Here is a 25,627-nt window from a genome sequence, read left to right as displayed (position 1 = left end):
ACAATCCTTCACAATCTCTAATTATTTTAACATAAATATCCAATTTCCTTATTGAGTGTTATTCAAGAAAATGGCCCTTTTCATGAAGAAAGACACTTTCCTTATTTCAGAAAAGCGCCCTTTCAATGGAATAACTAATATATTGCCTTAATCGTCAAATCACTTAATGCTTCTTAAACTAACGCACCCGTTGAAGTGTAAATATTCACTAACTCTTAACTCTCTAACAAAACTTGAATATCTTTTACATAAACTGCACTTCCAGTAATTTGAACATCAAATGATTCATTATTCTTGGAAACATGTACTACAACCCGACCATTTTTTTCAATTTCATGACCCTGTTCAACTATAAGTTTTAAAGGTTCTATCGGATTGTTTTTTATGTATTTTGCATAAAAAGCTCCCATCACCCCAGAAGCTGTACCAGTTACTGCATCTTCAATTGTACCTGAATATGGTGAAGAGAAGTGTCGGGCATGCATATCAGCTTTAGAATCATACGTTTCAAAACAAAAAGGGTGAACAGATGATTTTGGCATTTCATTCAAAACTTCAGGAAATTGCTTATTATTTGGTTCCATTTTTTTAAAAGCATCAAGTTGTTTTATCGGTATTAGCAGAGTCCAGGTACCTGTACTTCCATAAAGTATTGGTAAATCAGCATTAAAGTCTGATTCATTTAAACCTATTGATTTTGCTAAATCTTCTTTTGAACCTTTAAATTCTTTGAATTGTGGAGGAGCCTGTTCCATCGTAATAAGTGTTTCGCCATCAATAGTTTCGTTAATTTTAATCGGTAGAATGCCAGCGTTTGTTTCAATTGTTAACTCTATTTTCCCCTCCAATATTCCTTTACTTTTTAATGCATAAACCGTTGCCATTGTTGCATGACCACATAAATTCATTTCATGACCTGGTGTAAAAAAACGAATTCTAAAATCAGCTACATCCGATTTAATTGGGAAAGCAGTCTCATTAAAGCCAACTTTAAAAGCAATCTCTTGCATTTCAGCTTCTGATAATTCAGCACCATTTAACACTACTCCAGCAGGATTGCCCTTATTAGGTTCTTTACTAAACGCATCATAATGATAAACTGTTATCGACTTCATAACCCGTCCCCCTAAATTCTAATTAAGTATTTCATTTAACCATTACTTTCTAATTTCTTGTTCGACAAACCGCCCTATAGTTTAACATTAATTTCCTTTTCTGTTGACATAGAATAGAGTATTCCTTTTTGAAGAATTGTAACCGCTAGTTAAAGGAAGATCAGTGCTTATTAATAATTTTCTATTAGGGAAATCAAAAATGAAACTAGTAGAGAAGAAATAAAAATTAAAGCTATATTTAACAATCCATAGTAGTTTGCGTAATTCCCAAATAACAAAAGAAAAATGAGTGGAATACCAAACCACTTAGACCTAAATAATCCAACACATACCATGTATTCAGTGCTATCTTTCTGCTTTTTTGAAAATAGTATAGGCGAAAATATAAGTATAAAAAGTCCTAAAGTTAAGATAACGCTCAAAAAATCATAAAGTGATAACTCGTGTCCTTATTGATTTTTAATGATTTGACTTAACTGAAATATTCCTATTTTAATTTCATCTAGTGAAGCAAACCCAAAGGATAATCTTATAAACTGTCCTGACTGTTCTGCATAAATACTGCCAGGATTAAGAAGAATACCTTTGGATAACGCTTTATCAAACAACCTTTTCACCTTAAAAGTTGGTTTTATCTTAATCCAAATGAAGAAACCACCTGTTGGGAAGTCCCATGTAGCATAAGAACTTAAATGTTTATTCAAAGATTCTAAAGCCGTACTTCTCCGAACTTTAAGCTGTTCTCTTACATTTTCAAGATGTTGATCATATACTCCACTGGATAACCACTCCGTTGCAACGAGCTGAGACAATGTACTTGATCCATAATCCGATTGCATTTTCAAATCAGCCAATCGGTTAATAACAGATTCAGATCCCACAACCCATCCAATTCGTAAACCAGGACTTAATGTTTTTGACAAACTACCCAGATATAATACATTTCCATAATGATCCATTGCTTTTAATGGTTCTGGTGGCATGGTATCCATCCATAAATCACGATACACATCATCTTCAATAATAGGAAGCTGTTCTCTTTCACAGTATTCAATGAGTTCCTTCCTTCTTTTCTTCTGCATTAACGTGCCTGTTGGATTATGAAAAGTTGGAATGCTATATAAAATACTTTTTCCTTTTTCTTTCGGTTGATAGATGGAATCTATCTTAATTCCTTCCCTATCCATCGGTAAGCCTTTCAGCTCCATCCCCACAGATTGAAAAACAGTCAATGAGTAAAGGTAAGATGGAATTTCTAAAAAAATAGTTGATCCTCTTTGCAGAAGTCCTATTGAAATAAGGTGTAAAGCCTGAAGTGCACCCGATACCACAAGAATGGATGATGGAGATACGTCTATTCCTCTTATTTTTAGATAATCACTAATTGCTCGGCGTAACTTTATATTTCCCTTTGGCTCTTCATATCCAAAGGAGGTCAATTGATTTGAAACTTTTTGTACAATGAACCGCATTTCTTCTAAAGGAAACATTTCTGGTGATAATTCTCCTTTACTTAATTGAATCAGATTGTTATTAGATTCAGCTTCATTGATCTCCTGGACCGTTGAAACACTCGGTTTATGAATACCTAAAGTAATGTTCTCATTCCAATTGGTTGATGATCGGTTTCCCATCAAAGTCCAAGTGTTATTGGTAACAATAGTCCCCTTTCCCGTTATTCCTTCGATCAGTCCGTCTGCCATTAACTCTTCTAGTGCTGTTATGACTGTACTTCGATTGACATCAAACATTTTTGCTAGATGACGTTGACTAGGTATCCGACTACCTATTGCCCACTCACCCTTGGATATTTTGTCTTTTATGAAATCCACAATCAATTGGTATTTCGGCTTTTTCATTTGTACTCCTTTTTACCAACCAAGTTCAAAGTGGTTGGATTTTTTCTATTCAACCTGTTGAAGATATTTTACCAAATTCACACTAAAATTAAGGACTATCAAATCTAACTGGTTGAGTTAAAACATAGAATGAGGTGTATTTATGATAAAATCTTTAGATTTAAAACTTACTTCTGCTCATTTGATTACTATTACTTTATGGGCATCAGCATTCCCTGGGATAAGAGCTGCACTGACTGCTTATTCACCTGAACATTTATCCCTCTTACGATTACTAATTGGATCATTAATATTGATGCTTCTTGCGTTTATTCAGGGTATTCACTTACCAAGACTAAAAGATGTACCAATAATTTTATTACTTGGTTTTCTTGGTTTTTCCGTTTATCAGACAGCACTAAATTATGGGGAACAAACGATTACTGCTGGAATAGCTAGTTTATTAGTTTCAACAACACCTATATTCACAGCTTTGTTAGCTTTTCTTTTTCTCCGTGAGAAGCTTGGATTCTGGCGATGGATAGGTTCAATAATTGGATTTTCTGGCGTGGCTTATGTTTCTTTAGGTGGGATAACTGAAAGTTTTTCATTAAATATCGGAATTATCCTAGTTTTAGTTGCATCCCTTTCAGAAAGTATTTACTTTGTTTTTCAGAATGCTTATCTAAAAAAATATGGTTTCGTTCCTTTTACAATGTACACGATTTGGTCAGGTACTATTTTCATGATGATATTTTCTCCAGGTCTTGGAGAGGCAATTATTAACGCTCCCATAGATATAACACTAGTGGTTATTTATCTAGGAATTTTCCCAACGGTTATTCCTTACTTTACACTAGCGTATATTACTTCACGAACAGGAGCATCAGAAGCAACAAGTTCTCTTTATTTAACCCCAGTTGCAGCTTTTCTTATAGCATGGATCTGGCTTGGTGAAGTTCCTACTACTTATGCAATAATTGGAGGGCTTATAACGTTTGTTGGAGTCTATTTGTCAAACATTAGAAGACAGAGTTTTCAACCTACCTCTTTGAAATCTGTAAATCGTGTAGTATGAAATATAAAAAAGAAAAAAGTACTTAGTCTCACAAATAACGGGTTCAGTTTTGGGAGGAAAAACGTAAACTTAATTTAATAATTAGGTTAGATAAGGAAAACAGTTGATATGGAAAGACCACACATATTAGTCATGATTATCTTTAGGTTAGGTGAGTGTAACATTTGATATTAAAAGGACCACAACATTTTAGATATGTCTAAAATGTTGTGGTCCGACTTGTTTTCTATTTTCTCTAACGCCTCCGTTACTTTAAGTGTAATCATTCACAATCTCTATGCTCCCATCTTATTTTTTATATGTACTTCACTCTTTTTACCTCTTTTTGTAATAGAAGAAAAAGTATAAATGGCAAGAGCTGACCAAATGAAAATAAATGCAATTACATGTGCTTGTGATAACGTTTCGTTATATAGAAGAACCCCTGATACCAGGACTATTGTTGGTGAAATATACTGAAGAATTCCTAACAAAGATAGTGTTACCTTTTTAGCACTCATAGTAAATAATAATAGTGGTAGTACGGTTACTGCACCACTACCTATTAAGAGTAAACTTGTTGAAACAGAATCGAAAAATTGGATTTGAGATTGAAACATCCAGTATGTCAAAAATACTATCGCAATGGGGGTAATCATCATCGTTTCAAGAGCTAATCCAATGGTTGAATCTGCTTTAATCATTTTCTTAGCTAAACCATAAAACCCAAAGGTGAGAGCCAGACTAAGCGAAATCCAAGGGATAACACCATAATGAAGTGTTAATGTTACTACCCCCATTCCTGCTAAAATAAATGCAAGAACTTGAGACCCACTTAACCTTTCTTTTAATACGATTACACCGATTAACATACTTGTTAAAGGATTTATGTATTGACCAAGGCTCGCTTCTACTATCTTCCCTTCAATTACAGCCCACATAAAGATACCCCAGTTTGAACTAATTAGAACAGAAGCAAGAAATAGTGACCAAAATAACTTTGGTTTCTTAATGATTTCTTTTACGAATTCGACATATATATTCCACTTCTTTAAAAAGATTAGAAGCACGAGCATAAAAATAAAAGACCATAATACTCGCTGTGCTAAAATCTCTTCTGAAGAAATATATTGTGTAAATTTCCAGTAAATCGGAGTAAGACCCCACATCACAAATGAAAGAACTGCAAACACAACTCCGTCTTTTTCATTATTTAATTTCAATCCCATACCTACTTCCTATGTGTTAACTTATCCCATTGTAATTTACTTAGGGTTAGATAAGATAGTTTCATTATATATAATTGATTGATTTTGATAACATTGACTTTTAAAAAGATTTTTTACTAAATGCTCCGTTACTTTAAGTACATTTCTTCACAATCTCTTCCTAATTTTAGCATATTTCGTCCACTACGTTATTCCACAATCTGGCCCTTTAATTGAATAATACACCTGAAGTTTAAGGGGCAAACGAAAAACCCTTTTACTTTGTAACATTAAATAAACATAAAGAACATTGAGCATTGAATTACCAACGTCTTTTTATAATGTTACACATTTTATAAAGCTATTTTTAGTTGATTTAGAAGACCTCTTTCAGACCTCTGAACCTACAACAAAAAAGAGCACGACCCCGTGCTCTTAGAATGTGTGACATTGTATATGAACTCAATAATCCCAATATTTTATTGTCTTTTTCGTACTTTTAATAAAAATTAATACAGGGTTTTATCAAACTTTGTTTTAAATTATCAATCTTTTTTATAAATTATCGAACTTTTTTACAAATTATCAATCTTTATTTTAAATCAACATTTTATATGGTCTTATTATAACAGTAGCCAGGGTAGAACGTCCGCGCCCGTGGGACTTAGAAGGTGTTGCTTTGAAATAAACTTTGATCAAAAATACCTCACAAACCCGTATTTTATGGTAAACAAGAAGAATCCATTTTGAAAAAAGATTGATCAAAATGGATTCTTATCTAGCAGATTTAAGTTTCGGTTTTATAAAAAAGTTTGATCATTTTCTACCTTTGATATTCAACAATCGCGCCCTTTAATAAAAAAATGACGTACAATTAACAATACTGTGTATTATTAAGTTACAATTATCATTGATTAGAAAGGTATTCTGCTACATCTTTTGGTACTTTAAAACTAAAGTTTAAGTTCTTAGAGCTAAAATTGATATAAGGACTCTTTTTATATGTAGTTATAGTAGCGAATTCTTTTAATTCCTTTTTTTCTGAGTTCGACTCTCCTAATTTGATAGTATCCTCTTGATACATCTTATATATATTCTCTTGAGTTTCATCTGAAGGAATATCTGTAATTTCCCATTTATCAACTTTCAGTGCTGCAACAAATTCAGGTACATCCTCACTATCAATAGTATTAAATATAACCTCCGATTCTTTTGCCGATGAAATTTCGATTTTTTGGGCTTTTTCTAAACCAAAATCATCTTTTTTAGGTTTTTCTTTCATTTCATTACATCCAAATAAAAGAATAGATGTACTAAACACAAACAAAAATAACAAAAGAACTTTTTTCATAATTATTATTTCCCCCAAGAATTTTTAGTTACTCTTCTATTTTACCACTATAGGTAAATTTAACCATTTAATATTCGTTATTTCAATACTTCTAGAGTCTATTTTAACGTTAGTCTTAAGACTTAGATTAAAAGAATAATCAGGCCAAAATATGAAATGGCTGTTCCTCCATTAAATGGCCCGATTGCGGAACAAAAAAATCCTGCATATCATACAGGACTTTTAATCAAACTTTATTTTAAATCAACAAAACTCGTTGGCACTGGCAGACGACCAGCGGGAGGCTCATCTTTTCTCATAGGCGGGCGAGCAACTTGCGGAGCCCTTGCCAGTCTTTTTAGGTACTTTTTATACAGTGTCTTCCCTTAGAAGACTCATTTTTCGCGGTGTCTGGCAGGACATGATTGTTTTGAACACGCTCTTATACGAAAAACGATTTAGTTACTTATTTCAAATTCCTGTATTCCCATAGGCGGAGGTGCAATTTCTCCTTTATCAAAAGAAATCACAACATTCCCTGCAGAATTAATATAGAATTTCAAATTATCTTCAACTATTTCAAATCCCTCGTCGCTGACATAATACGTGAACTCTGGATTATTTTCGGTCTGTTTCTTAATTTGCTCCATGATATTTTTAGTTACAACCTCTTTGTAGTTTTCACCAAGGATATCGATAAGGGTAATCTCTTTACCCGTCTCCAAATCAATATTGTAAAAGGTCTGATAAGTATATGTGTTTGCAAAGGATTCTGAGACATTGACAACAAATGATAATATTTTTTCAGTACTACTCTTTATTTCGTAATCAATTTCAACGATAAAATAGCTCAGATCTTCTTCTGTCCCTCCTTCATCCAGAATGATTTGTTTATTCTCCTCCGCCCGTAACTTAGCATTCTTTTCAACCATGTCGATTTTCGATTGAATCTCTTGATTAATGCGTTTTTCCAGTTCTGTGTGCCCCGTTCCCTCTATGGCTGGAACTTTGACATTTATTCCATAACCATTATCGGAATGACTATATTCACGGAAGGTAAATACCTGCGCAACACTACCCAGAATGGGAATATCATAAACATTCTCTGCAAATGCCTGACTGGTATTTAAAATACCAATAAATATCATGCACAATGAGGCCGCTGTATAAAGAAGCGGTTTGAACCATACAAATGGTTTGTTTTTTTGTTTCAGTGCCTCATCAATAGTAGAACTTACTAGGTCATCTAACTTTGTTGGTGTTTCAATAGATTGATATATTTTTTTTGTTTTTTCTAATTTACTCAAGTTCATCACTCCCTATCAAATCTTTTAAAATGTTCAAGCTCCTGTATAATCGCGACTTAACTGTACTTAAATTGCTTTTTGTTACACTTGCAATCTCTTCCAGCTTCATATCCTCAAAATATCGTAAAATAATAATTACTCGAAGACTAGATTCTAATTGCTGGATGGCATTATAAAGATTGATTGATTCTGATATATCCTTATCCTCATAAGAAAGATTATCAAGTACTGTTTCGTCCAAAACTAGTTTTTTTCTTTTACGCAAAACATTTATACTTTCATTAACCAAAATCCGATAGAACCATGTTTTTATATGGGCTGGGTTCTTCAACTTATGAGCACTAACAATTGCTTTATAAGTCGCTTCTTGAACCACGTCGAGAGCATCTTCATTATTTTTGGTGTAACTAAATGCCAGTCGATAAAAACTCTTCTGCTGAGATTTGATATATTTTTTAATAGCTTCAACTTGTGTTTCCTGTTTAAGTGGCAATGTACACTATCCCCCAATTTTAATTTTCTGTGCGAACCGAACTTTACTTAGGATCCCTTTCTTGTCGTTCTATTTATTAGACACAGCAAAGAGCAAGAAAGTTGAAATGAAATTATTTTTTTTTACTGACTAACTATACCCGAACTTGATTTAATAATCGTTTAGATGGAATACCAATAGAAAAAAATTATTGTTTATTGTTGGGATGTCTGATGCTTACTGCTTCTAAAGTAGAAAGTTTTTATCAGAATAAGACGATAAAGTAAAAGGGTTGACCGGGCGAATTGTGGCGTGGAAAAGAGTTTCCTTTTAAAAAGACGATTACTGGTGATTGGGTCATTTATTACTCTTCAAAAAAAAGTTTTAAGTGTCTGTTCAAAACAATCATGTCGTATTCAGACCCCACAAGAAATGATAACCAGGTCCAAAGTCCGTAGTTATCGTATAAAAAGGGGTGTTTTTTTCTTATTTGAACAGACAGGAAGCAATGAATTACTATGAACAAAACAAGGAAAAAAACACAACCAACCCTTCAATATGTAATAATTGTTTGCTCAATACATAAACGTCCTTCATTTTTATAACTGTTATACGGAAAAAAATAACCTTTGTTTCATTTTATAAAACTCCCTTCCTCCTACCTTTTATTTGACGATCTTTAAATAAAACAGACGCAATTCTTCTTAAAGAATTGCGCCCGATTGTGGAAGATCATTGCAAGGCTTTATTGAACAAAAGCTACCCTTTGGCCATCCATGAAGCGCAAAAATCAGCGCTTCACCACAGAGAATGAAAATATACTAAGTTGTCTATACTTGTTCTTAATCCAGTCAACCAATCCATAGTTCAATGTATGCGGCTCTTTTTTTAAAACGAACTAGAAGGGTCTTCTTTGTTATTGTCCTTTTTATGTAATTAGAGAAGTTTGTTTTCATGGTAGTTTAATAAACAGCACTTATTTTAACTAATATTAACACTTTTATTTGCTTGTGATTTTTCTACTCTTGATGTTAAATAAATAGCTATAAATATCAGGCAAGTTCCTATTAAATGATAAGAATGAAATGATTCTTTTAAAAAGAAAGACGATAAAATAACTGTACTTAGTGGTAAAACGCTTGTTAATATACCTACCGTAGTAGCAGGTAACACTGCAATTCCTTGATACATGAGCAAAAAAGCCAAAACAGTAACGAAAATTCCAAAGGAAAAGATAAGTAGCCAATCATTAAATGAACCAAAAGAATAATGAGAATTAGTAAAATCATATATAGCCATCGGAAAAAAGAGGAATACGCCTATAACAGATACACTTGTTGATATAGCTAGAGGACTTATTTTCTTAGATATAGACTTACCTAAAATGATAAACAAGGCTTCTCCCATCACTGCTCCCAAAATAAGCATATTACCCAAGAACTCTAGAGGACCTACTATCACCTCATTAAAAACTCCTGAAATGTTTAGAATTACAATCCCTAAAATAGCCGTTAATACTCCTACAATTTTATTACTCGTAAGCTTTTCTTTAATTATAAAAAAAGCAAGAAGAGCAACCATTGCTGGTAAAGTACTAGTAATTATGCCTGCTTCCATTGCGGTTGTAAATTTTAAGCCATACAACATAAAAACACTAAATAAAAACACTCCAGTGAGAGATTGAAAAAAGAGGATAATAATATCTTTTTTGTTTAGTGAAGGAATCCCCTCCTTGATAATTAGTAATGGTACTAATATAAGAGATGCTACTAAAAATCTTAACTCAGATGCTATAAATATAGGCATAGTTTGTACTAATATCTTTCCTGCTACAACAGAACTTCCTACAATGACCATCGCAGCAATAATTTTAAGGTAAGCTAACACCTTCTCATCCAATTTAACCAACTCCGTTTCAAGTAATTATTTCTTATAAACTAACGTTACTGTAAAATTAACATTATAAATTGGTTGGTTGTAGAGCCAATTTTTCAATAAATATAAAACCAATATTAAAAAAGGGGATAAATATGGTCTGGATTGAAATAAATAAAAAATCGAATACTCCTATAATTCAACAAATATACGTAAAAATTAGAGAACTAATCTTATTAGGAGAACTTCAGGAGGGGGAACGGCTTCCATCTAGTCGTGAATTAGCTAACACATTAAATGTGTCTCGCAGTGTTATTATGGAAGTATATGACCAATTAATCGCTGAAGGATTTCTTAAGTCTAAACAAGGGGCTGGAACCTTTGTAGAATCTGGAACTTTACTAGAAGGTTTTCCGACTGTGGAGGAGACTCTATCATCCGAAAAAACTATTTATTCTATGAACAACCCTGAGATTAAAAAAAGCACTCTCATTGACTTTCGTTCAGGAATTCCTTCTTTAGAACAATTCCCACGAAAAAAGTGGGGTAAAATTGCAAAAGAAGTTTATGAGGATATTGATGATTTATTATGGTTATAGCTCGCCTGAAGGAAGTGAAGAGTTACGTAACGTACTTTCTACGTATCTTTTTAGAACGAGAGGAATTAAATGCCATTCTAGCCAAATTGTTATTACCTCTGGAGCGACTCAAGCGTTTACTCTTTTAGCAAAACTTTTAGTAAACTCAGAATCCGAAGTTTTAATTGAAGACCCCGTAACAAAAGAGATTCCTGAGATTTTCATTGAAAGAGGGGCTAGAATATCCCCTATTCCTGTTGATGAATATGGGATGCAAACAGAAAGTATTTCAACGAAAAGAAAACCAAGTATTATTTTCGTTACTCCATCTCATCAATTCCCTTTAGGTGGGATATTACCAATTCAAAGAAGAATTCAACTTATTCACTTTGCTAAGAAGACGAATAGTTACATTCTAGAGGATGATTATGATAGTGAATTTCGCTACTTAGGACCACCAGTAAGTACAATACAAGGATTATCTCCTGAACGGGTTATATATATAGGTACTTTTAGTAAAATCCTATCACCCAGCCTACGGATTGGTTATATAATTTTGCCAAATTCCTTAGTCGAGAATGTAAAAACTCTTAAAAGATACACCGATTACCACTCTCCGACAATTGAACAGGTTATTTTAGCACGCTTTATACAAGGGGGACACTTAGAGAAACATGTAGTTAAAATGAGAAAATTGTATAAGAGTAAAAGAGATTTTTTAATAAAGTGTTTAAAGAGTGAATTGGGAGACCGAGTTAAAATACTTGGTGCTTCTACAGGTCTTCACTTAATTGGACAATTTAATGTTATATTCTCAAAAAAGATTTTAGATAAATTAGAAAATAATGGAATTATCATCTATCCCGTAGAGAAACATGCTTTAGTTAAAGGACATCACATTAATAAACTTATTTTCGGTTACGGTAATTTAACCAAAGTGGAATTAGAAGAAGGAGTAAGACGAATGAAAAAGGTAATAGAAGAAGAATTAGAGCAGAATAATTAATAGCTCTAATGTAATAAAAAGGAAAATCCTTCTTCAAGTATTCTGCCACTTATCTACAGTATCAGCTCAAAAAAGTTGAAAGAATACACCTTTTATCGTTGATTACATGTAGTCATAGATACACGTTTTAAGGGCATGACTTGAGCCCCCTGTGGGTACAATTGATCCTGAAGGCTATAGCATTTTTCCCATCAGGCAACGAGCCTATCTATCACACCTACCGCGCTTTCGCTTACTGTCCTTGAAGTTTAGTCTACGAAAAGATTAACGGGTTCAGTTTTGGGAGGGAAAACGTTAATTCACAGCTTAAATAGCACTGCATTAAGCATTCTAATTCCATATGAATTAACACTACAATTAGCAGACAAAAACGCACAGATTTTAACCTGTACGTTTTTACTCTTCCTTTATTGAACTCCGTTGTTAAACATGTTACAACCTAATTTCTTCACCTATACTTATAGCACGAAAAGGATTTCTTTCCTTTGATTTTAACGATTCGATAAAATCTGAAGTTAAGTTCTCTTTGTTAATAATTATTCTTGTAGAACCAGATACTCCACCATTTTTAAAAATAGGTTCAATAGATTCGGGATTCTTAATTCGTTCATAAAAAAAACTGTCTAAAACAATAGTTGCATAACTGAAAACCTCTGTATTGCTAGTGAATTGAAAATTTGCTTCAATAATAAGTTCGTCATCTTTTTCTTCAATTAATCAGCCCCCTTTTGTTGTACTAACCTGCTTGTTAGTTGAATAAAGAATTTCCTTATACTTATTTGAACATTAAATTCCAAAATTCTTATGATAATTTTGAAAAAGATAAACCAAGCCCCATCCACTCGGTTTATCTTAAATAAATAATATCATTCAGTGAGAATTGTCTGTCTGTAATCCCTAATCGTGTGCGGGAGTTGCGATGATTGTATTTTTACCTTCTTTTGTTTTGTACGGAAAACAAAAGTTGTAATAGGTTCGTAAAATAATAAGTGCCATTTGAGCATATTTGGGATTGAAATTGGAGTAGATATAACTTTTCCCATCTCCACGAGCTGTCGTTAATGGTCTTTCCAAAATAGACAACCTTCTTCGAATGTGTTGGATAAATGTATTCACTGCATTATCATTCACGTTTAATATTAAGTTAGTAACTTCACTTGGTTCAAACGAGGATAAGTCTGTTGTACACTCGACTTTACGAAATCCTCTGTCAATCGTTGTTAACGGGTGTTCAATCGGATTAGAAGCATATTGATTATAAGAATGTGTGGCTGTAACTATCTCTTCGTGAAACTTGTGTGTTTCAAACCGTTCCGTAAGATAGAAAAATGCCAATTTCCCAAATGACCTTGTAGAGTATCCTTTTCTTAATCCCAATCAATCAATTCTTTTTTTTTGCAAGTTTGAAATCTTCATACGCTTGTTTGCGTGATTTAGTTTTATCGGTTTGACCTTTACAATAGGGATTTGTACAAAAGTTTTATTGAATTCTCTCGGTTATTCCGTTCCAATGTAACTCCACTGGCTCGAATAACAATCCCCTAAACTTAGTGGCAAATCGCTTCGGTGTTAATAATGGATACTGCTTATTCAGCTCCTCAATTTCCTTTTTTGATAAAGGAGTAGGAACGGCAATTATCGTGTCATCTGTCGTCGTTTTGAATAACCCCTCATGCAAAATTCAGGGCGTCTAATTTTCAATAATCTCGTTCCAACCTCTCCCAAATGGCTCTTGTGCTTGTCGTGTTTCTTCTATTATATAATTATTTCTGTAACACTCTTCATACTCCCTAATTAGCTTATAAAAAGTCGTCTTTTTCACTCTAATTTCCTGCATAGCACGTACAGCAGGTACGCACTCCGTTACTTTAACCACCATTAAAGGATTGGCTCAACAGCACAGCCGTTGAACGCCAATCCTTTTAAATGCATCAATTTGTAGTTCATTTAAGGAATTACAGTGCCTTCCTTTAACTCAAGATCAACAGTAGAAACTTCCTCTCCATTCACAATCGCAATTCCTGCTTGAATGCTAAATGGCAGATTAAAAGATACCGTTTCTATATACGTTTCTACATCAAGCAACTCGTAATTTCCATCAGATAAACGCAATTTATACGTTCCGTCGTAATTAATCCAACTATAATGCCAGTCCATCCAATCTCCCTGGTCATTAACCTTTACGACAGCGACATAACCTCCTCTTACCGTTTTCCCATTATTGGAGACTTTCCCTGATAAAGTGACCGGATTCACTTGAATATCTAGAAGGTCTTCCGGTTCTCCATCTATTAGTAGCTGCCCGGATTGAATCGTAAATTGTTTCCCAGAAACAAAAGACGTCCCATCATACAGATAAACATCACTCACTTGATAATCTCCATCTGGTAAGCGGAATGAAAACCTCCCTTCCTCATTCGTCCATCCCCAGAAATAGAAATACTCTTCATCCGGGTCCATCGTACTAGTATGAATGGTCACATCTCCTTGAACAGGAACCCCGTTGTCTGTGAGGTATCCGATTAAAGTAACTGGAGGTACATCTATTTCTAATACCTCTCTTAATTCGTCATTTACGTACAATTGACCATCACGAATCTCAAAAGCTTCATTTACATAAGTGTTGGAGCCATCTGTATAAACATCTCTGATGATATAATGGCCGTCCGGTAAACGCATCGTAAACGTTCCATCAGCGTTAATCCATTTCCAATTATAGAAATCTCCGTCTATTGACATAACACTTACTTCTCCACTACCGAGGCGGTTGTCACCTTCTTTTAAAATACCATGTAGGGTTACAGGAGGAATTTGAAGCTCGAGAATATCCTGCTTCTGCCCGTCAACGTAAAGCTGACGATCTATTATTTCAAATCTTTGCGTCAGTGGAATTCCTTCATAATCATCAAAGAGATGCATCCAAGTGACTTTATACTCACCATCAGGTAAGCGCAGAGAATAGATTCCATTTTCATCAGTGGTAGCATAATACCACTCATAACTGTCTTCTGAGATTTTCTCAATATTAACATGACCTTGCAGGCTAGTTTCTCCATCTACGATTTTCCCCAAAAACGTAACAGGAGGTAAATCAATCTTCAGAGAGCTAATAACCTTACCATCTTGCAGGATCTTTCCGTTTTGTATTTCAAATGAAATATCTATTCGAGTAAAACGATCATACTCATCAATATAAGAAATTCGGTAGTCCCCATCCTTTAATCGATAAGTAAAGTTCCCTTTACTATCGATTGGTGCACCGAAATAATCCGTTCCATAGCCATCTTCATCGACTAACTCTACATCGACATAACCATACTTTAATGGTTTTTTTCCATCATAGACCGTACCCTTTAGGCTAATGTCCGGAATCTCTAAGTCTATTGCTGAGATTTCATTTCCATCAACAAAGAGGTTGCCATCAACGACTGTAACTCTTTGATAATCCCAAGCATAATACGTTTTGTCAAATACGCTTAGTGAATATTCGCCATCAGGCAGCTCTCTTAATTGAAATTCACCTTTGTCATTTGCCTCAACAGATTGAATAAATTCAAAATAATAATCCTCTTCATCAATGACTGATTCTACGTAAACATAAGCACCTGACACACCTTTTGAGCTGTCGCGAACAAACCCTTTATAGCGATTTTCAGGAAGCGTGATTGTCAAATTACTCTCTTGCTCACCATTTACGTAAAGATCCTTTCCATCTACAGAAAAAGAAAGTTCGTAACGGTAATAGCCTCCATCTACTAATACGCCCCACAAATAATAATTTCCATCAGGAAGGGCTGCCGAAAATTGTCCATTATCTTTACTAGAAACGTCAAAAACCTCTTCTTCATCTTCTACATCTGTGTATCTAGCAATCAGAAGGTCACCTTTTATTCCTTTGGCTCCATCCGTTAATGTTCCTTGAACATTATACTCCGTTTTTCCTTTTGGCTCTTTCATTTTACTCTTTTGAGACAGATTGATTTCATTCTCTTTTGTCCCTTTAACCTTGCCCTCTTCTACAGAAAAGGATGTGTTCGTGCTATACCAATTATCTGCCTCATTGACAGCTTTAATTGTATATGATCCATCTGGTAACTTCGTTTTCAGCTTACCCATCGAGTCTGTTAAAACTTGATGCGATTTTGTCGATTGGCCCTTTTCTTGGATGAACAGAGTTGAATTTCTTAATTCATGGCCCCCTGCTTTTACTTTAGCTTCAACAAGGTGACTCTTACCCTCTTTTTCTGCTTTCATTGCTTGGTATAGATCCTGATTTCTGTTTTGGTTTGTCTCAGCTAAAGCATTAACTGATACACTTCCTAATAAAGCAATAATCAATACAAAAAATAAAGACTTTCTTAACACACTACCCATCTAATTTCCTCCTAAAACTATTAAATTAAATTAAATTAAGATAAAAGCTATTACTAGAACTCCTCTCCACGGAAGACCGTATTAATACTTGCGCTAAATATAATTCCACGAGATGTCATTTTTTTCCTGCTAGATTTTCGTTTGAGAAAATATATTTTTTTCTAGGTCTTTTAGGGGTTGCTTCCAGAACATACGGGTTAATAGTAGAATGAGTTTTAAGCCAATCTCTTAAATAGTAAGAGTTACGATATATGGAGATATCCTTAAAAAACAAATTTAAATAATGCTTTGATTCACAGTTCAAATCGCATACCCATTAACAGACAAAAACGCTCAGAGATCTATCCCTCTAAGCGTTACTTTTATTGTTGAGATTATTCAATTAAAGCGCCCGATTATTGAAGACCAAAAGATGTTAAAGATGGCTCGCACTTTATTGAATTCAAGCACGGTTAAATAAAATGCTTTTTAACTTTAAAATTTTCTAATTTTATCAAACGGGTAAAACCTGAGAAAAACTTTACCCAATATGTTTTCATTTGGAACAGGTCCTATTTTCCTACTATCAAGACTACCATTCCTATTATCACCCATAACAAAAACATGATTTTCTGGAACGACTATTGTTTCAAAGGGAAATGTCATGTCTTCTTTTATGTAATCTTCAATTAGTTCCTCACCGTTTCGATAAACTCTTCCATCCTTATATTCTAAAGTATCTCCTTCTTCGCCAATTATCCTTTTTATCCAAACTTTTTTGTCACTATCATTACTTCCAAAAATCATACTAACAATAGGGCTTTCAAAGAGGTCATCTTTCATACTTCTGTTTTTATCGATACGACTATCTATGATTACAATATCGTTATATTTCGGTTCTTCACCTAAAATGTATCCACTTTTATATATTAGAACACGGTCTCCGATTTTAGCTTTATTGAAAGGGTCTTCACCATCTAACGTAGGGTCCATCGAGCTTCCACTCACTATAAAAGGTTGGAGAATAAAAACACTAACAATTATCGAGATTGATAATGCAAATAAAAGCGCCTTACTCCAACTAAAAATTTCACCTATTATTTTTTTGTTTAGCATTTTATATACTTCCTTTCTTAACAATCAATTACAATATTATTTATTCCATTCCTTTTTAAATTATCCTGCCCTTTAGTTGAATATCTTTTTACACTAGATAAATGTATGACCAGCATTCTCCAATACTGATTTTGCTTTTTCTATGGAATGCACTTTAATCAACAAGTAGTCCGTATTAAAAGTAGAAATAGCAAAAATGCTTATATTGTTTTCAGCCAATGGGTTGGCTAAAGAAGCTAATATTCCTGTTAACCCAAAATCCAATACCCCTTCTACTTTTATACATTTCCAATCATGTTCCACGTTCTTTAGAAGGTTATCGGGAATATTAGAGGTTGAACATACAATAGAAAGTTCTTCGTTTGTACGTGTAATCGAAAAGAATTCGCCTTTGCCTGCCCAAGATGGTATCTCTTCTGTTGTTGGTAATTTTACAACAGAGAATATCGTGTCCAATATGACTAAATTCATATTTATCACCACTTAATTAAAGTTGTATATTACACAATAACAAAAGTTCATTTATTGTACAATCCTGCTCGTTACTTTAAGTATAATTCTTCACAATCTCCCCTAGCATTTTAACATAATTATCCATTTATCTTGAGGGTAGGTTACTCAACTATATGGCCCTTTACATAAATAAGGCACTTTCCTTGTTACAGAAAAGCGCCAGTTTGCTGAAGATCGTTATTAAAGAAAAGCTCCCGATAGTTGAAGAAGTCATTGCGAAATCTACAGTTATAAACTAGTTTTATTATTATTTGGAAGTGAATACTTATGACAAAGACAAAGTAAAATCAACAATCGATAGCTCAACTATCGCTTCATACCCTAAACCTTTATAAACATGTACAGCAGGTTGGTTTTCTGCCAATACGCCAAGGTAAACATCTGCGGAAAGTTGTTTACCAATACTTGTAAGTTGACTTGTTAAGAGCTTCCCTAATCCTTTTCCTCTATAATCTGGTCTGGTAATAATGTTTCCAATTTCGACAAGTTGAGTGTCATAAAAATGAAAACCACCTACAGCAATGTAGTCTTTTCCATCCTTAATTCCAAGGAAGGGACAGCGCTCTATTTCACTTCTCATAAAAAATCTCATTCCACCATTTTGTATGAAATTAATTACCTCAGAATACTCTTCCTCTTTAATTTGTTCCGCTCTGTTACATTCCAGTAGTTTTGCTTGGTCCATATGCTTCATTGTTAAGAAACGTTGCGGGTTACCTGTAATAAGACCAAAAGACTGAAATAACTGAAGGTCACATTCACAAAGAATGGTACCACAAGTAACATTTTTATCGAGTCGGAATGCAGCTCTTGTAAAATCGATTAGTTCAGGTAAAAAGACTTCCTGCCGTTTAATACAGTAAAAAGAAAAGGCAGGAAAGGGCAGTTCACTTATATAAGCTAAGACAGCTGTCAAATGATTATCTACATATTGACCTATAAATTGAGCATTTTCCCTTCGTTGAGTTAAATAACTATAAAATAGTAAGTGTTGCTCTCTATCAATTTGACCCATTAATTGATTAATTGTTTCTTGCGTAAGCCAACGATGTAAAATCATTTACTATATATTCCTCACATCATATGTATTTATAGTAGAATTTTTAGTTATTAAAACTGAGTCTTAAAGTCCAAGTTACCTTTTGAAATTATCTCTCCAAATTCCTTCTAACAAACTCAGCCTAATTATACCTATTGTTGAAACTAAACTATTTCTTATCACATTAGCGAAAGAGCACGGTTCATTGCAGAAACAGGCATGAATTTGTCAGGGGAAAATTTTTTAATAATTTTCTGCAGAATTTAATTTTTCCCATTCACTTAAATACATTTGATTTGTAATGTTCTTAGGATTTTCAATTTTGCATATAAGTTCTAGACTATTCCCGTCTGGGTCATTAAAATGAATTTTGGCATGAGCTATTCCATTATGTGCCATAACAAATGGTTCTACTGGTTCAAAACCAAATGCCTCTCTAGGTTTATATCCTTTTTCGGTTAACCAAGTAACTGAATTATTTAGTCCTTCTAGAGTTACCTGAAAAGCTATGTGTCTTATTGAAGGATGATATTCTAGTTCTACTCTGTCTGTTTCCCAAAGTCCCAACCAACTCTTATCTTTTTCAATCCATAAGAATGCAAGCCTATCCTCATGACTATGAGAAAACTCTAAACCAAGTCCCTTATAATATTCAATTGAACGTTTTAAATTACTTACTGGTAAATGTGCTTCATATAATCCTTTAATCATTAACAAAACCTCCTAGTTTTATCATACAAACTCATTTATTGTATTCACTCATCTAAAAGGTGTAATTTCTCTACGACTTTAGATGTAGAACGAATATTTTTGTTTTTATTCAAATAACCTGCTCGTTACTTCAATAAGAAAAAGGGCTTTACTCTTTATTAAAGTAAAGCACCTGTTTGTTGAAGAACAAAATTTATGTAATAAATAATATTAAACATCCAATAGCAAAGCAGTAATAAGCAAAGTATTTCAAATTACCTCGCTCCATAATTCCCATAAACCATTTAAGAGAGAAGTAAGAAAAAATGAGAGATAAAATAAATGCAATAATATAAGGAATAAGTAGATTACCAAAATCTATATCTTTTATCTTGATTAAGATAGTACCAAGACTTACAGGAATATACAGCAAAAATGAATAACGCAATGCTGTTTCTCTTTTCATTCCTATTCCCATAGCTGCAACGATAGTTGCACCTGACCTACTTATACCTGGAATTAAAGCAATAGCTTGGGCGCAACCTACGATTAATGCATCTCTGATAGTAAGGTTCCTGTCACTCTTTCTCCCTTTTAAATTTCTAATAAGCCAAAGTGCTAAACCAGTAACTAATAAAGCAACTCCTATCGGGGCAATACCTCTAAATGTTGCTGATATCCTATCTTCAAATAATAAACCGACAACACCAGCTGGAATTGTGCCTATAATCAAGTAAACTATAAACATAAAATCATTTTTATAGACTGAATCACGTTTAGTAACATACTTTCGACCATTTTCCATTAATCTAATCAAATCTTTTCGATAAATAAGAACTACTGCTAATAGTGATGCAAAATTCATTAACACCTCAAAGCTAAAATCATTCTCAGAAATACTGATTCCAAAAAGCTCTTGAGCTAGAACTAAGTGACCACTTGATGAAATAGGAATCGGTTCGGTAAACCCTTGTAGCGCACCTAAGAAGGCGTACTTAATTAAAGTAATTAACTCCTCCATTTAACCCTCCTACTTTACTTTTATTACACCTAAAATATATAACCTTAAAAATTGGAAATTTATTCAATACATTATTGTATTATTCTGCCACGTTAGCACATGAAGCGATTGCTCTTATTGAACAATCGCACTCCGTTACTTCAATAGGGTAGAACAAATTATTTTATAGAAAAGCTAAAACAAAACTCATAAAAACAGCTATTGGGAAAATAATAAAAAACCAATTTAACCCCTGTAAAATCCGCAATAAATAACTAAGATTTTCTCTTTTAAATTTTTTAATATACAAAAAGGAAATTAAAGCAACTATTGGTGTTAAAAAACCTAAATATCCATAATTCGGTTCAGTAGCATCTAATAACTCTTCAACCAAAAATGAAGTAAAGATGATGTTGAAAAGTAATAATAACAATGGAATCCATAAATTGATTTTTTTTGATTTATTATTAGTCATATAAAATATCCCACCTTCCTTTGAATTTACTTCAACTAAACTGCCCTTATTTTAACATTAATTTCCTTTTCATTGACATAAAAAAATGCGTTCCATGTTAAAGAAACGCACCCGTTAGCCATCCATGCAGCGCAAAATCGGCGCTGCACCACAGAGAATGAAAATGGTTGAAGACCGTCAATACTGTTGCTACGGCTGGGAGAGGAAGGTCGATACACTATGGCGCTAGTAGAGCCCATCCGTTAGTCTGTCTCCTTCGACCACGGTGCACCACTGACTGTTGCTCCCTTGCGGAAGCACTCATGGTAGATTAATCCTATTCTGGTTGTTGCACCAGCCTCATTATTTTAAGTCGTAGAAAGGATGATTTCAATGGATGTAATCATTGAACGGGCGTGTGGGATGGATGTTCATAAGGATTCTATCACCGCGTGTATTATCACACCAAAAGGAAAGGAGATTCAATCATTTCCAACGAAAACAGTGTTTCTGTTGAAACTAGTAGACTGGATTAAGTAACATGGATGTACACACGAGTGTGTATTGGAAGCCCATTGTGAATTTACTTGAAAGTGAAGACATTGTGTTTTTAGTGGTCAATGCCCAACACATCAAAGCTGTTCCAGGTCGTAAATCTGATGTAAATGATGCCGAATGGATTGCGAAACTGCTTCGTCATGGATTATTAAAAGCTAGTTTTATTCCTGATCGAAACCAACGAGAATTACGGGAACTCGTTCGTTATCGTCGGAGCATCATTGAGGAGCGTGCGAGACAACATAATCGGATCCAAAAAGTGTTAGAAGGAGCGAATATTAAGCTAGGTTCTGTTGTGTCAGATATTATGGGGGTTTCATCTAAAAATATGCTTCGTGCCATAGCCGAAGGTGAAGAAGATCCTGAAAAACTAGCAAATTGGGCTCAACGTACATTAAAACGAAAAAAGGATGATCTTGAACTCGCTCTTCGAGGTTATATAAGTCCACATCAACGACTAATGTTAAAAACAATTAGAAAGCATATTGATTTTTTAAGTGAGGAAATTGAGATGCTTGATCAAGAAGTAGCGAAAAGAGTCAGCTCCTATCAAGAGAATATCGATCGATTAGATTCTATTCCTGGGATCGCTACTCGAATGGCTGAACAAATCTTATATGAGGTTGGAACCGATGTGAAAAAGCAGTTTCCAAGCGCAGCTCACATGTGTTCATGGGCAGGTCTCGTACCTGGACAGAACGAAAGTGCTGGCAAAAGGAAGTCTTCTAAAACCAAAAAAGGGAACAAGTACCTGAGATCGGCATTAACAGAAGCAACTCATTCAGTAAGAGGATCCAAAAACTACCTTGGCGCACTGTATAGACGTACAGCATCACGAAAAGGCAGGAAACGAGCAGGAACCCATTTATTTATTCGGTCGTACTGGTTGTCTATAAACTTCTGTACTGAAGCATCTCGATATAACAAAGTTCCATCTAAATCAAATATGACTGCCTTAATCATTTTACACTCTCTCCCAAGAAACATAATTCTAATTTATTTCTTTATCTTAACCTAAATACCTTCTTCAATCTGGACCTTAAATACAATTAGAGCGCATTCCTTCTTACAGGAAAGCGCCCGATTGTGGAAGATCATTGCAAAAGAAACCACTTAATTGTTCTTGTTTTTAAAGAAATTAGAAATAACGATTAGAATTATCCCTATTATGATTGAAGGTATGGAAAAAGTAGAGAAGACTTCTAGACCATCTGTTATTACTCCTAACCTCTCATTAAATGCTATTCCTAACATAAAAAATAGAAAACCAAACAAAAAAATAATTTTCCAAACTTAGTATGTTCCTTCATCATTTCCTCCTTAAACACTGTTATTAAAAAGTGAACCCTTTATTTAACTCTTGCACCCATTAGCATTAGAATAAGTTTTGAATATGAGTTTCCAATCTTTATTATTAGTTGAACCAAAATCTCCTTAAAAAGTTGTATCCTATTCGTTCCAAGTTTCGGTTCAATTTATTTCTTTATAATAACTTTGAACAACTTGTATATTCCCCACCCGCAAAACAATATAAGAAAAATAAAACCTCCATAAAACACCAATAAATCCATATAATTCACCTCTCATCAATTGTACACTTGTTAAATCAACGCACCCGTTCATGTAAGTACATTTCTTCACATAAACTTAAACAATTGGTTTATATTTTCACTGCTTCTTTATACTATCAAGTAACACATATCCTAAAATCAAACCAGATATTGTTGTACCTTCTAAAAGTATTATTTCAAACATAAACGGAATGTACTTTCCTAGAAAAGTGAAAGAAAGAAGAGGAACAAATGTAATATAAAGTGTAGGAAGTCCAATTGTAATTAATTTTGCCCAATTAACTGTCCATTCTTTTTTCTCATATATCTCCGTTATCAATCGCGGTAAGCGAAGCAATATTCCGAAAAATACAGGCAAAAATGTACCGTAAATAACTGCAGGTAACATATTAAAATTTCTATGTGCTTCTTCTTTAAAATGAAATTGAAACCTGAAACCAATATAGTATATAATCCCAATAACTACCGTCCAAATAATATACTTCATAAAATTTTTCATCACACCCCCCTTGTATTTCCGTTCAGACATTTATTGATACTAAATATACCACTTATTTTCTTTACGGTTTCGCTCAACATTTAATATAAGACCAACGAACCCTATTCTACAAACTTGCCATATAATTTAAGTACATTTCTTCACAATTACTTCTGAAATACCCATTTATTTTGAAAATGAGTTACTCAACAATCTGGCCCTTTTCATGAAGAAAGACGCTTTCCTTATTTCAGAAAAGCGCTAGAAACAATCAGTAATATTTTATTGAACGCAAACTTGTTAGTTACATAATAATTATTTTGATAATATATTGATTTCAATTTCCTCATGTTGATTTGAAAGATTGATCAAAAATTGCTGTAAAACCTAAAATAAACGAAAAAGAGGGGCAATAAATTAGAGTATTACCCTTGGATTTAACTGAAACGCTTAAGATTAAGACTTCATTTGCCAATAAATATTAGCTTTATCTCCCAATGTTCCTTCAACATCTCCACCCTCTTTTCGCCAGTATTCAATTCCCCCTATTAATTCTTTTACTCTAAAACCTAAATTAGCAAATTTTGCAGCAGCTCGAGTAGCTCCATTACATGCAGGACCCCAACAATATGTAATAATGACCTTATCTTTTGAAAAACTTTGCGTGGTTTCTTCACTAATCTTATTACTAGGTAATGATAGGGCTGTTGGAATATGACACTCTTCATATGATTTAGGATCTCTTACGTCTATTACAATAATACCTTCATATCCTTTTTTTATGTCTACTGATAGATCAGCTATATCTGTTTCATAAGACAATTTATTCATGAAATATCGATAAGCAATACTTGGACTAGCAGGTTCAATTTGTAAAGAAAGTGAAAATTTTGGTTTTATAGTCATATTATGATCTCCTTTAATATGAATTTTCTTACTAATTAAATTATATCTTGTTTACAACTTCATAGTTTTAGATAATTATTGATAATAAGTATCAATATTATTGATACAAAAGGGGTTGATTTATATCGAATTTTTATATCTTAAAACTTTTGTTCAAGTAGTGAATAGCGGAAGTTATACTCGTGCTGCTATTGAATTAGATTATGCCCAGTCTAGCGTTACAAATCATATCCAAAAGCTTGAGGAACTGTACGGAGGAAATGTTTTACTAGAAAGAAAAGGAAAATACATGAAGCCTACTTCTTCTGGTGAACTTCTTTTTGATTACGCAAAAAAAATACTATCCTTACACCAAGAATCACATCTGGCCCTAAAAGAACAGGAAATCAAAACACTTTCTATAGGAACAATTGAAACATTAGCCATCTATTTTCTCCCTGAATTACTAGAAAAATTTAAAGGAATCTATCCCAACATTCATATACGTATTATTCCGGATTCTGAGAAAAACATTATTAGAATGGTTAAAGAAAAAGAGATAGATTTTGGACTTATCTTGGATTTTCCATGTCAAGTTACTGGAATAGAAAGCCTTCACATAAAAAAACAAGATATGATGATTGTTGTGCCTCATGATCATGTCTTTGCAAGTAAAACTGAAGTTGCTATAAAAGATTTAGAAAATGAAACTTTCATCTTAACCGATGAAGGGTGTACGTATCGTGCTTTTTTACTTGAAAGATTTAAGATGGAAAACATTGCTCACAACATATCAATGGAGCTTAGTAGCGTGGAGACAATTAAGAAAGCCGTGGAAAATAAGTGGGGGATTAGTTTTTTACCACTTTTTTCAGTAGAAAAAAACGTAAATAATCGGTCGATAAAAGCGATTCCTTTACATGATAAGAATCTAAATTTTTACAGTCAATTACTCTATAGAAAAGAGAAATCGATTCTCAAAGTTTTTCAGACATTTATTAACCTGTTTGAGACAAGCAATTAAAATGTTGAATAACAATAAAGTTTAAATCTATAGATTAAGTTTACAAAGTACAGTTAAGAATTTCAGAATGGTATTCAACAATCGGGCCATTTTCTTGAATAACACTCAATAAGGAAATTGGATATTTATGTTAAAATAATTAGAGATTGTGAAGGATTGT

20 protein-coding genes and 3 pseudogenes are annotated in these 25,627 nt (G+C 33.5%); 4 read left to right on the top strand and 19 right to left on the bottom strand.

What is annotated here, in order from left to right; all coding sequences use genetic code 11:
• Positions 1-215 precede the first annotated feature (215 nt).
• Both PQ474_RS22485 and PQ474_RS22480 read right to left on the bottom strand, forming a co-directional pair.
• Positions 216-1,115, bottom strand: a complete 900-nt coding sequence (locus tag PQ474_RS22485) for a PhzF family phenazine biosynthesis isomerase (protein ID WP_273847833.1) — start codon at positions 1,113-1,115, stop codon at positions 216-218.
• Positions 1,116-1,564: 449 nt separating this feature from the next.
• On the bottom strand, positions 1,565-2,974 hold the full coding sequence (locus PQ474_RS22480) for an aminotransferase-like domain-containing protein (RefSeq protein WP_273847832.1): 1,410 nt from the start codon (positions 2,972-2,974) through the stop codon (positions 1,565-1,567).
• Positions 2,975-3,116: 142 nt separating this feature from the next.
• Here PQ474_RS22480 and PQ474_RS22475 point away from each other — a divergent pair, with 142 nt between their 5' ends.
• Positions 3,117-4,031, top strand: coding sequence for a DMT family transporter (locus PQ474_RS22475; protein WP_273847831.1), 915 nt, complete (start codon positions 3,117-3,119; stop codon positions 4,029-4,031).
• A gap of 275 nt (positions 4,032-4,306) precedes the next feature.
• Here PQ474_RS22475 and rarD read toward each other — a convergent pair whose 3' ends face one another.
• The 5 genes from rarD to PQ474_RS22450 form a co-directional block, all read right to left on the bottom strand.
• A complete protein-coding gene (rarD, locus tag PQ474_RS22470) occupies positions 4,307-5,233 on the bottom strand; it encodes an EamA family transporter RarD (protein ID WP_390187233.1) in 927 nt (308 codons plus the stop codon).
• Between the two features lie 892 nt (positions 5,234-6,125).
• Positions 6,126-6,569: a hypothetical protein gene (locus PQ474_RS22465; protein ID WP_273847829.1), complete on the bottom strand. Its 444-nt coding sequence runs from the start codon at positions 6,567-6,569 to the stop codon at positions 6,126-6,128.
• A 437-nt stretch (positions 6,570-7,006) separates the two neighbouring features.
• Positions 7,007-7,855, bottom strand: coding sequence for a DUF3298 and DUF4163 domain-containing protein (locus PQ474_RS22460; RefSeq protein WP_273847828.1), 849 nt, complete (start codon positions 7,853-7,855; stop codon positions 7,007-7,009).
• Positions 7,848-8,348 (bottom strand): sigma-70 family RNA polymerase sigma factor, encoded by a 501-nt coding sequence (locus PQ474_RS22455; RefSeq protein ID WP_273847827.1) that lies wholly within the window; start codon positions 8,346-8,348, stop codon positions 7,848-7,850. Before PQ474_RS22455 ends, PQ474_RS22460 begins: the two co-directional genes overlap by 8 nt.
• Positions 8,349-9,308: 960 nt before the next feature.
• Entirely contained in the window at positions 9,309-10,226 is a 918-nt protein-coding gene (locus PQ474_RS22450) for a DMT family transporter (protein WP_273847826.1), read from the bottom strand.
• Positions 10,227-10,357: 131 nt separating this feature from the next.
• Between PQ474_RS22450 and pdxR the strand changes: the two are divergent.
• A pseudogene (gene pdxR, locus PQ474_RS22445) lies at positions 10,358-11,786 on the top strand (MocR-like pyridoxine biosynthesis transcription factor PdxR).
• An 897-nt stretch (positions 11,787-12,683) separates the two neighbouring features.
• Here pdxR and PQ474_RS22440 read toward each other — a convergent pair.
• The 9 genes from PQ474_RS22440 to PQ474_RS22400 all read right to left on the bottom strand — a co-directional run bounded on the left by PQ474_RS22440 (position 12,684) and on the right by PQ474_RS22400 (position 20,972).
• Positions 12,684-13,163 (bottom strand): hypothetical protein, encoded by a 480-nt coding sequence (locus PQ474_RS22440; protein ID WP_273847825.1) that lies wholly within the window; start codon positions 13,161-13,163, stop codon positions 12,684-12,686.
• Positions 13,164-13,476: 313 nt separating this feature from the next.
• Positions 13,477-13,665: a hypothetical protein gene (locus tag PQ474_RS22435; protein WP_273847824.1), complete on the bottom strand. Its 189-nt coding sequence runs from the start codon at positions 13,663-13,665 to the stop codon at positions 13,477-13,479.
• Positions 13,666-13,733: 68 nt separating this feature from the next.
• Positions 13,734-16,160, bottom strand: coding sequence for a carboxypeptidase-like regulatory domain-containing protein (locus tag PQ474_RS22430; RefSeq protein WP_273847823.1), 2,427 nt, complete (start codon positions 16,158-16,160; stop codon positions 13,734-13,736).
• Positions 16,161-16,634: 474 nt separating this feature from the next.
• Positions 16,635-17,255, bottom strand: coding sequence for a signal peptidase I (gene lepB, locus PQ474_RS22425; RefSeq protein ID WP_273847822.1), 621 nt, complete (start codon positions 17,253-17,255; stop codon positions 16,635-16,637).
• Between the two features lie 93 nt (positions 17,256-17,348).
• Positions 17,349-17,726, bottom strand: a complete 378-nt coding sequence (locus tag PQ474_RS22420) for an ACT domain-containing protein (protein WP_273847821.1) — start codon at positions 17,724-17,726, stop codon at positions 17,349-17,351.
• Positions 17,727-18,033: 307 nt separating this feature from the next.
• Positions 18,034-18,828, bottom strand: a complete 795-nt coding sequence (locus PQ474_RS22415; RefSeq protein WP_273847820.1) for a GNAT family N-acetyltransferase — start codon at positions 18,826-18,828, stop codon at positions 18,034-18,036.
• Positions 18,829-19,050: 222 nt separating this feature from the next.
• Positions 19,051-19,518, bottom strand: a complete 468-nt coding sequence (locus PQ474_RS22410; protein ID WP_273847819.1) for a VOC family protein — start codon at positions 19,516-19,518, stop codon at positions 19,051-19,053.
• A gap of 193 nt (positions 19,519-19,711) precedes the next feature.
• Positions 19,712-20,518, bottom strand: a complete 807-nt coding sequence (locus PQ474_RS22405) for an undecaprenyl-diphosphate phosphatase (protein ID WP_273847818.1) — start codon at positions 20,516-20,518, stop codon at positions 19,712-19,714.
• A gap of 163 nt (positions 20,519-20,681) precedes the next feature.
• Positions 20,682-20,972: a hypothetical protein gene (locus PQ474_RS22400; RefSeq protein ID WP_273847817.1), complete on the bottom strand. Its 291-nt coding sequence runs from the start codon at positions 20,970-20,972 to the stop codon at positions 20,682-20,684.
• Between the two features lie 372 nt (positions 20,973-21,344).
• On the opposite strand from PQ474_RS22400, the pseudogene PQ474_RS22395 reads away from it, so the two are divergent.
• Positions 21,345-22,398 (top strand): annotated as a pseudogene (locus tag PQ474_RS22395) (IS110 family RNA-guided transposase); the annotation flags it as partial.
• On the opposite strand, the pseudogene PQ474_RS22390 reads toward PQ474_RS22395, so the two are convergent.
• From PQ474_RS22390 to PQ474_RS22380, 3 genes and pseudogenes are all read right to left on the bottom strand, one after another.
• A pseudogene (locus PQ474_RS22390) lies at positions 22,368-22,472 on the bottom strand (HAD family hydrolase); the annotation flags it as partial. The pseudogenes PQ474_RS22395 and PQ474_RS22390 overlap by 31 nt on opposite strands.
• A gap of 705 nt (positions 22,473-23,177) precedes the next feature.
• On the bottom strand, positions 23,178-23,579 hold the full coding sequence (locus PQ474_RS22385; protein WP_273847816.1) for a hypothetical protein: 402 nt from the start codon (positions 23,577-23,579) through the stop codon (positions 23,178-23,180).
• A gap of 435 nt (positions 23,580-24,014) precedes the next feature.
• Positions 24,015-24,464, bottom strand: coding sequence for a rhodanese-like domain-containing protein (locus PQ474_RS22380; protein WP_273847815.1), 450 nt, complete (start codon positions 24,462-24,464; stop codon positions 24,015-24,017).
• A 115-nt stretch (positions 24,465-24,579) separates the two neighbouring features.
• Here PQ474_RS22380 and PQ474_RS22375 point away from each other — a divergent pair, with 115 nt between their 5' ends.
• The gene (locus PQ474_RS22375; protein ID WP_273847814.1) at positions 24,580-25,467 is read left to right on the top strand and encodes a LysR family transcriptional regulator; all 888 of its coding nucleotides are present in this window, start codon (positions 24,580-24,582) and stop codon (positions 25,465-25,467) included.
• The last annotated feature ends 160 nt before the right edge of the window (positions 25,468-25,627 follow it).

Source organism: Halalkalibacter alkalisediminis, assembly GCF_028610705.1.
Lineage (GTDB): Bacteria > Bacillota > Bacilli > Bacillales > Bacillaceae_D > Halalkalibacter > Halalkalibacter alkalisediminis.
This window is presented reverse-complemented; position numbering and strand designations above follow the sequence as displayed.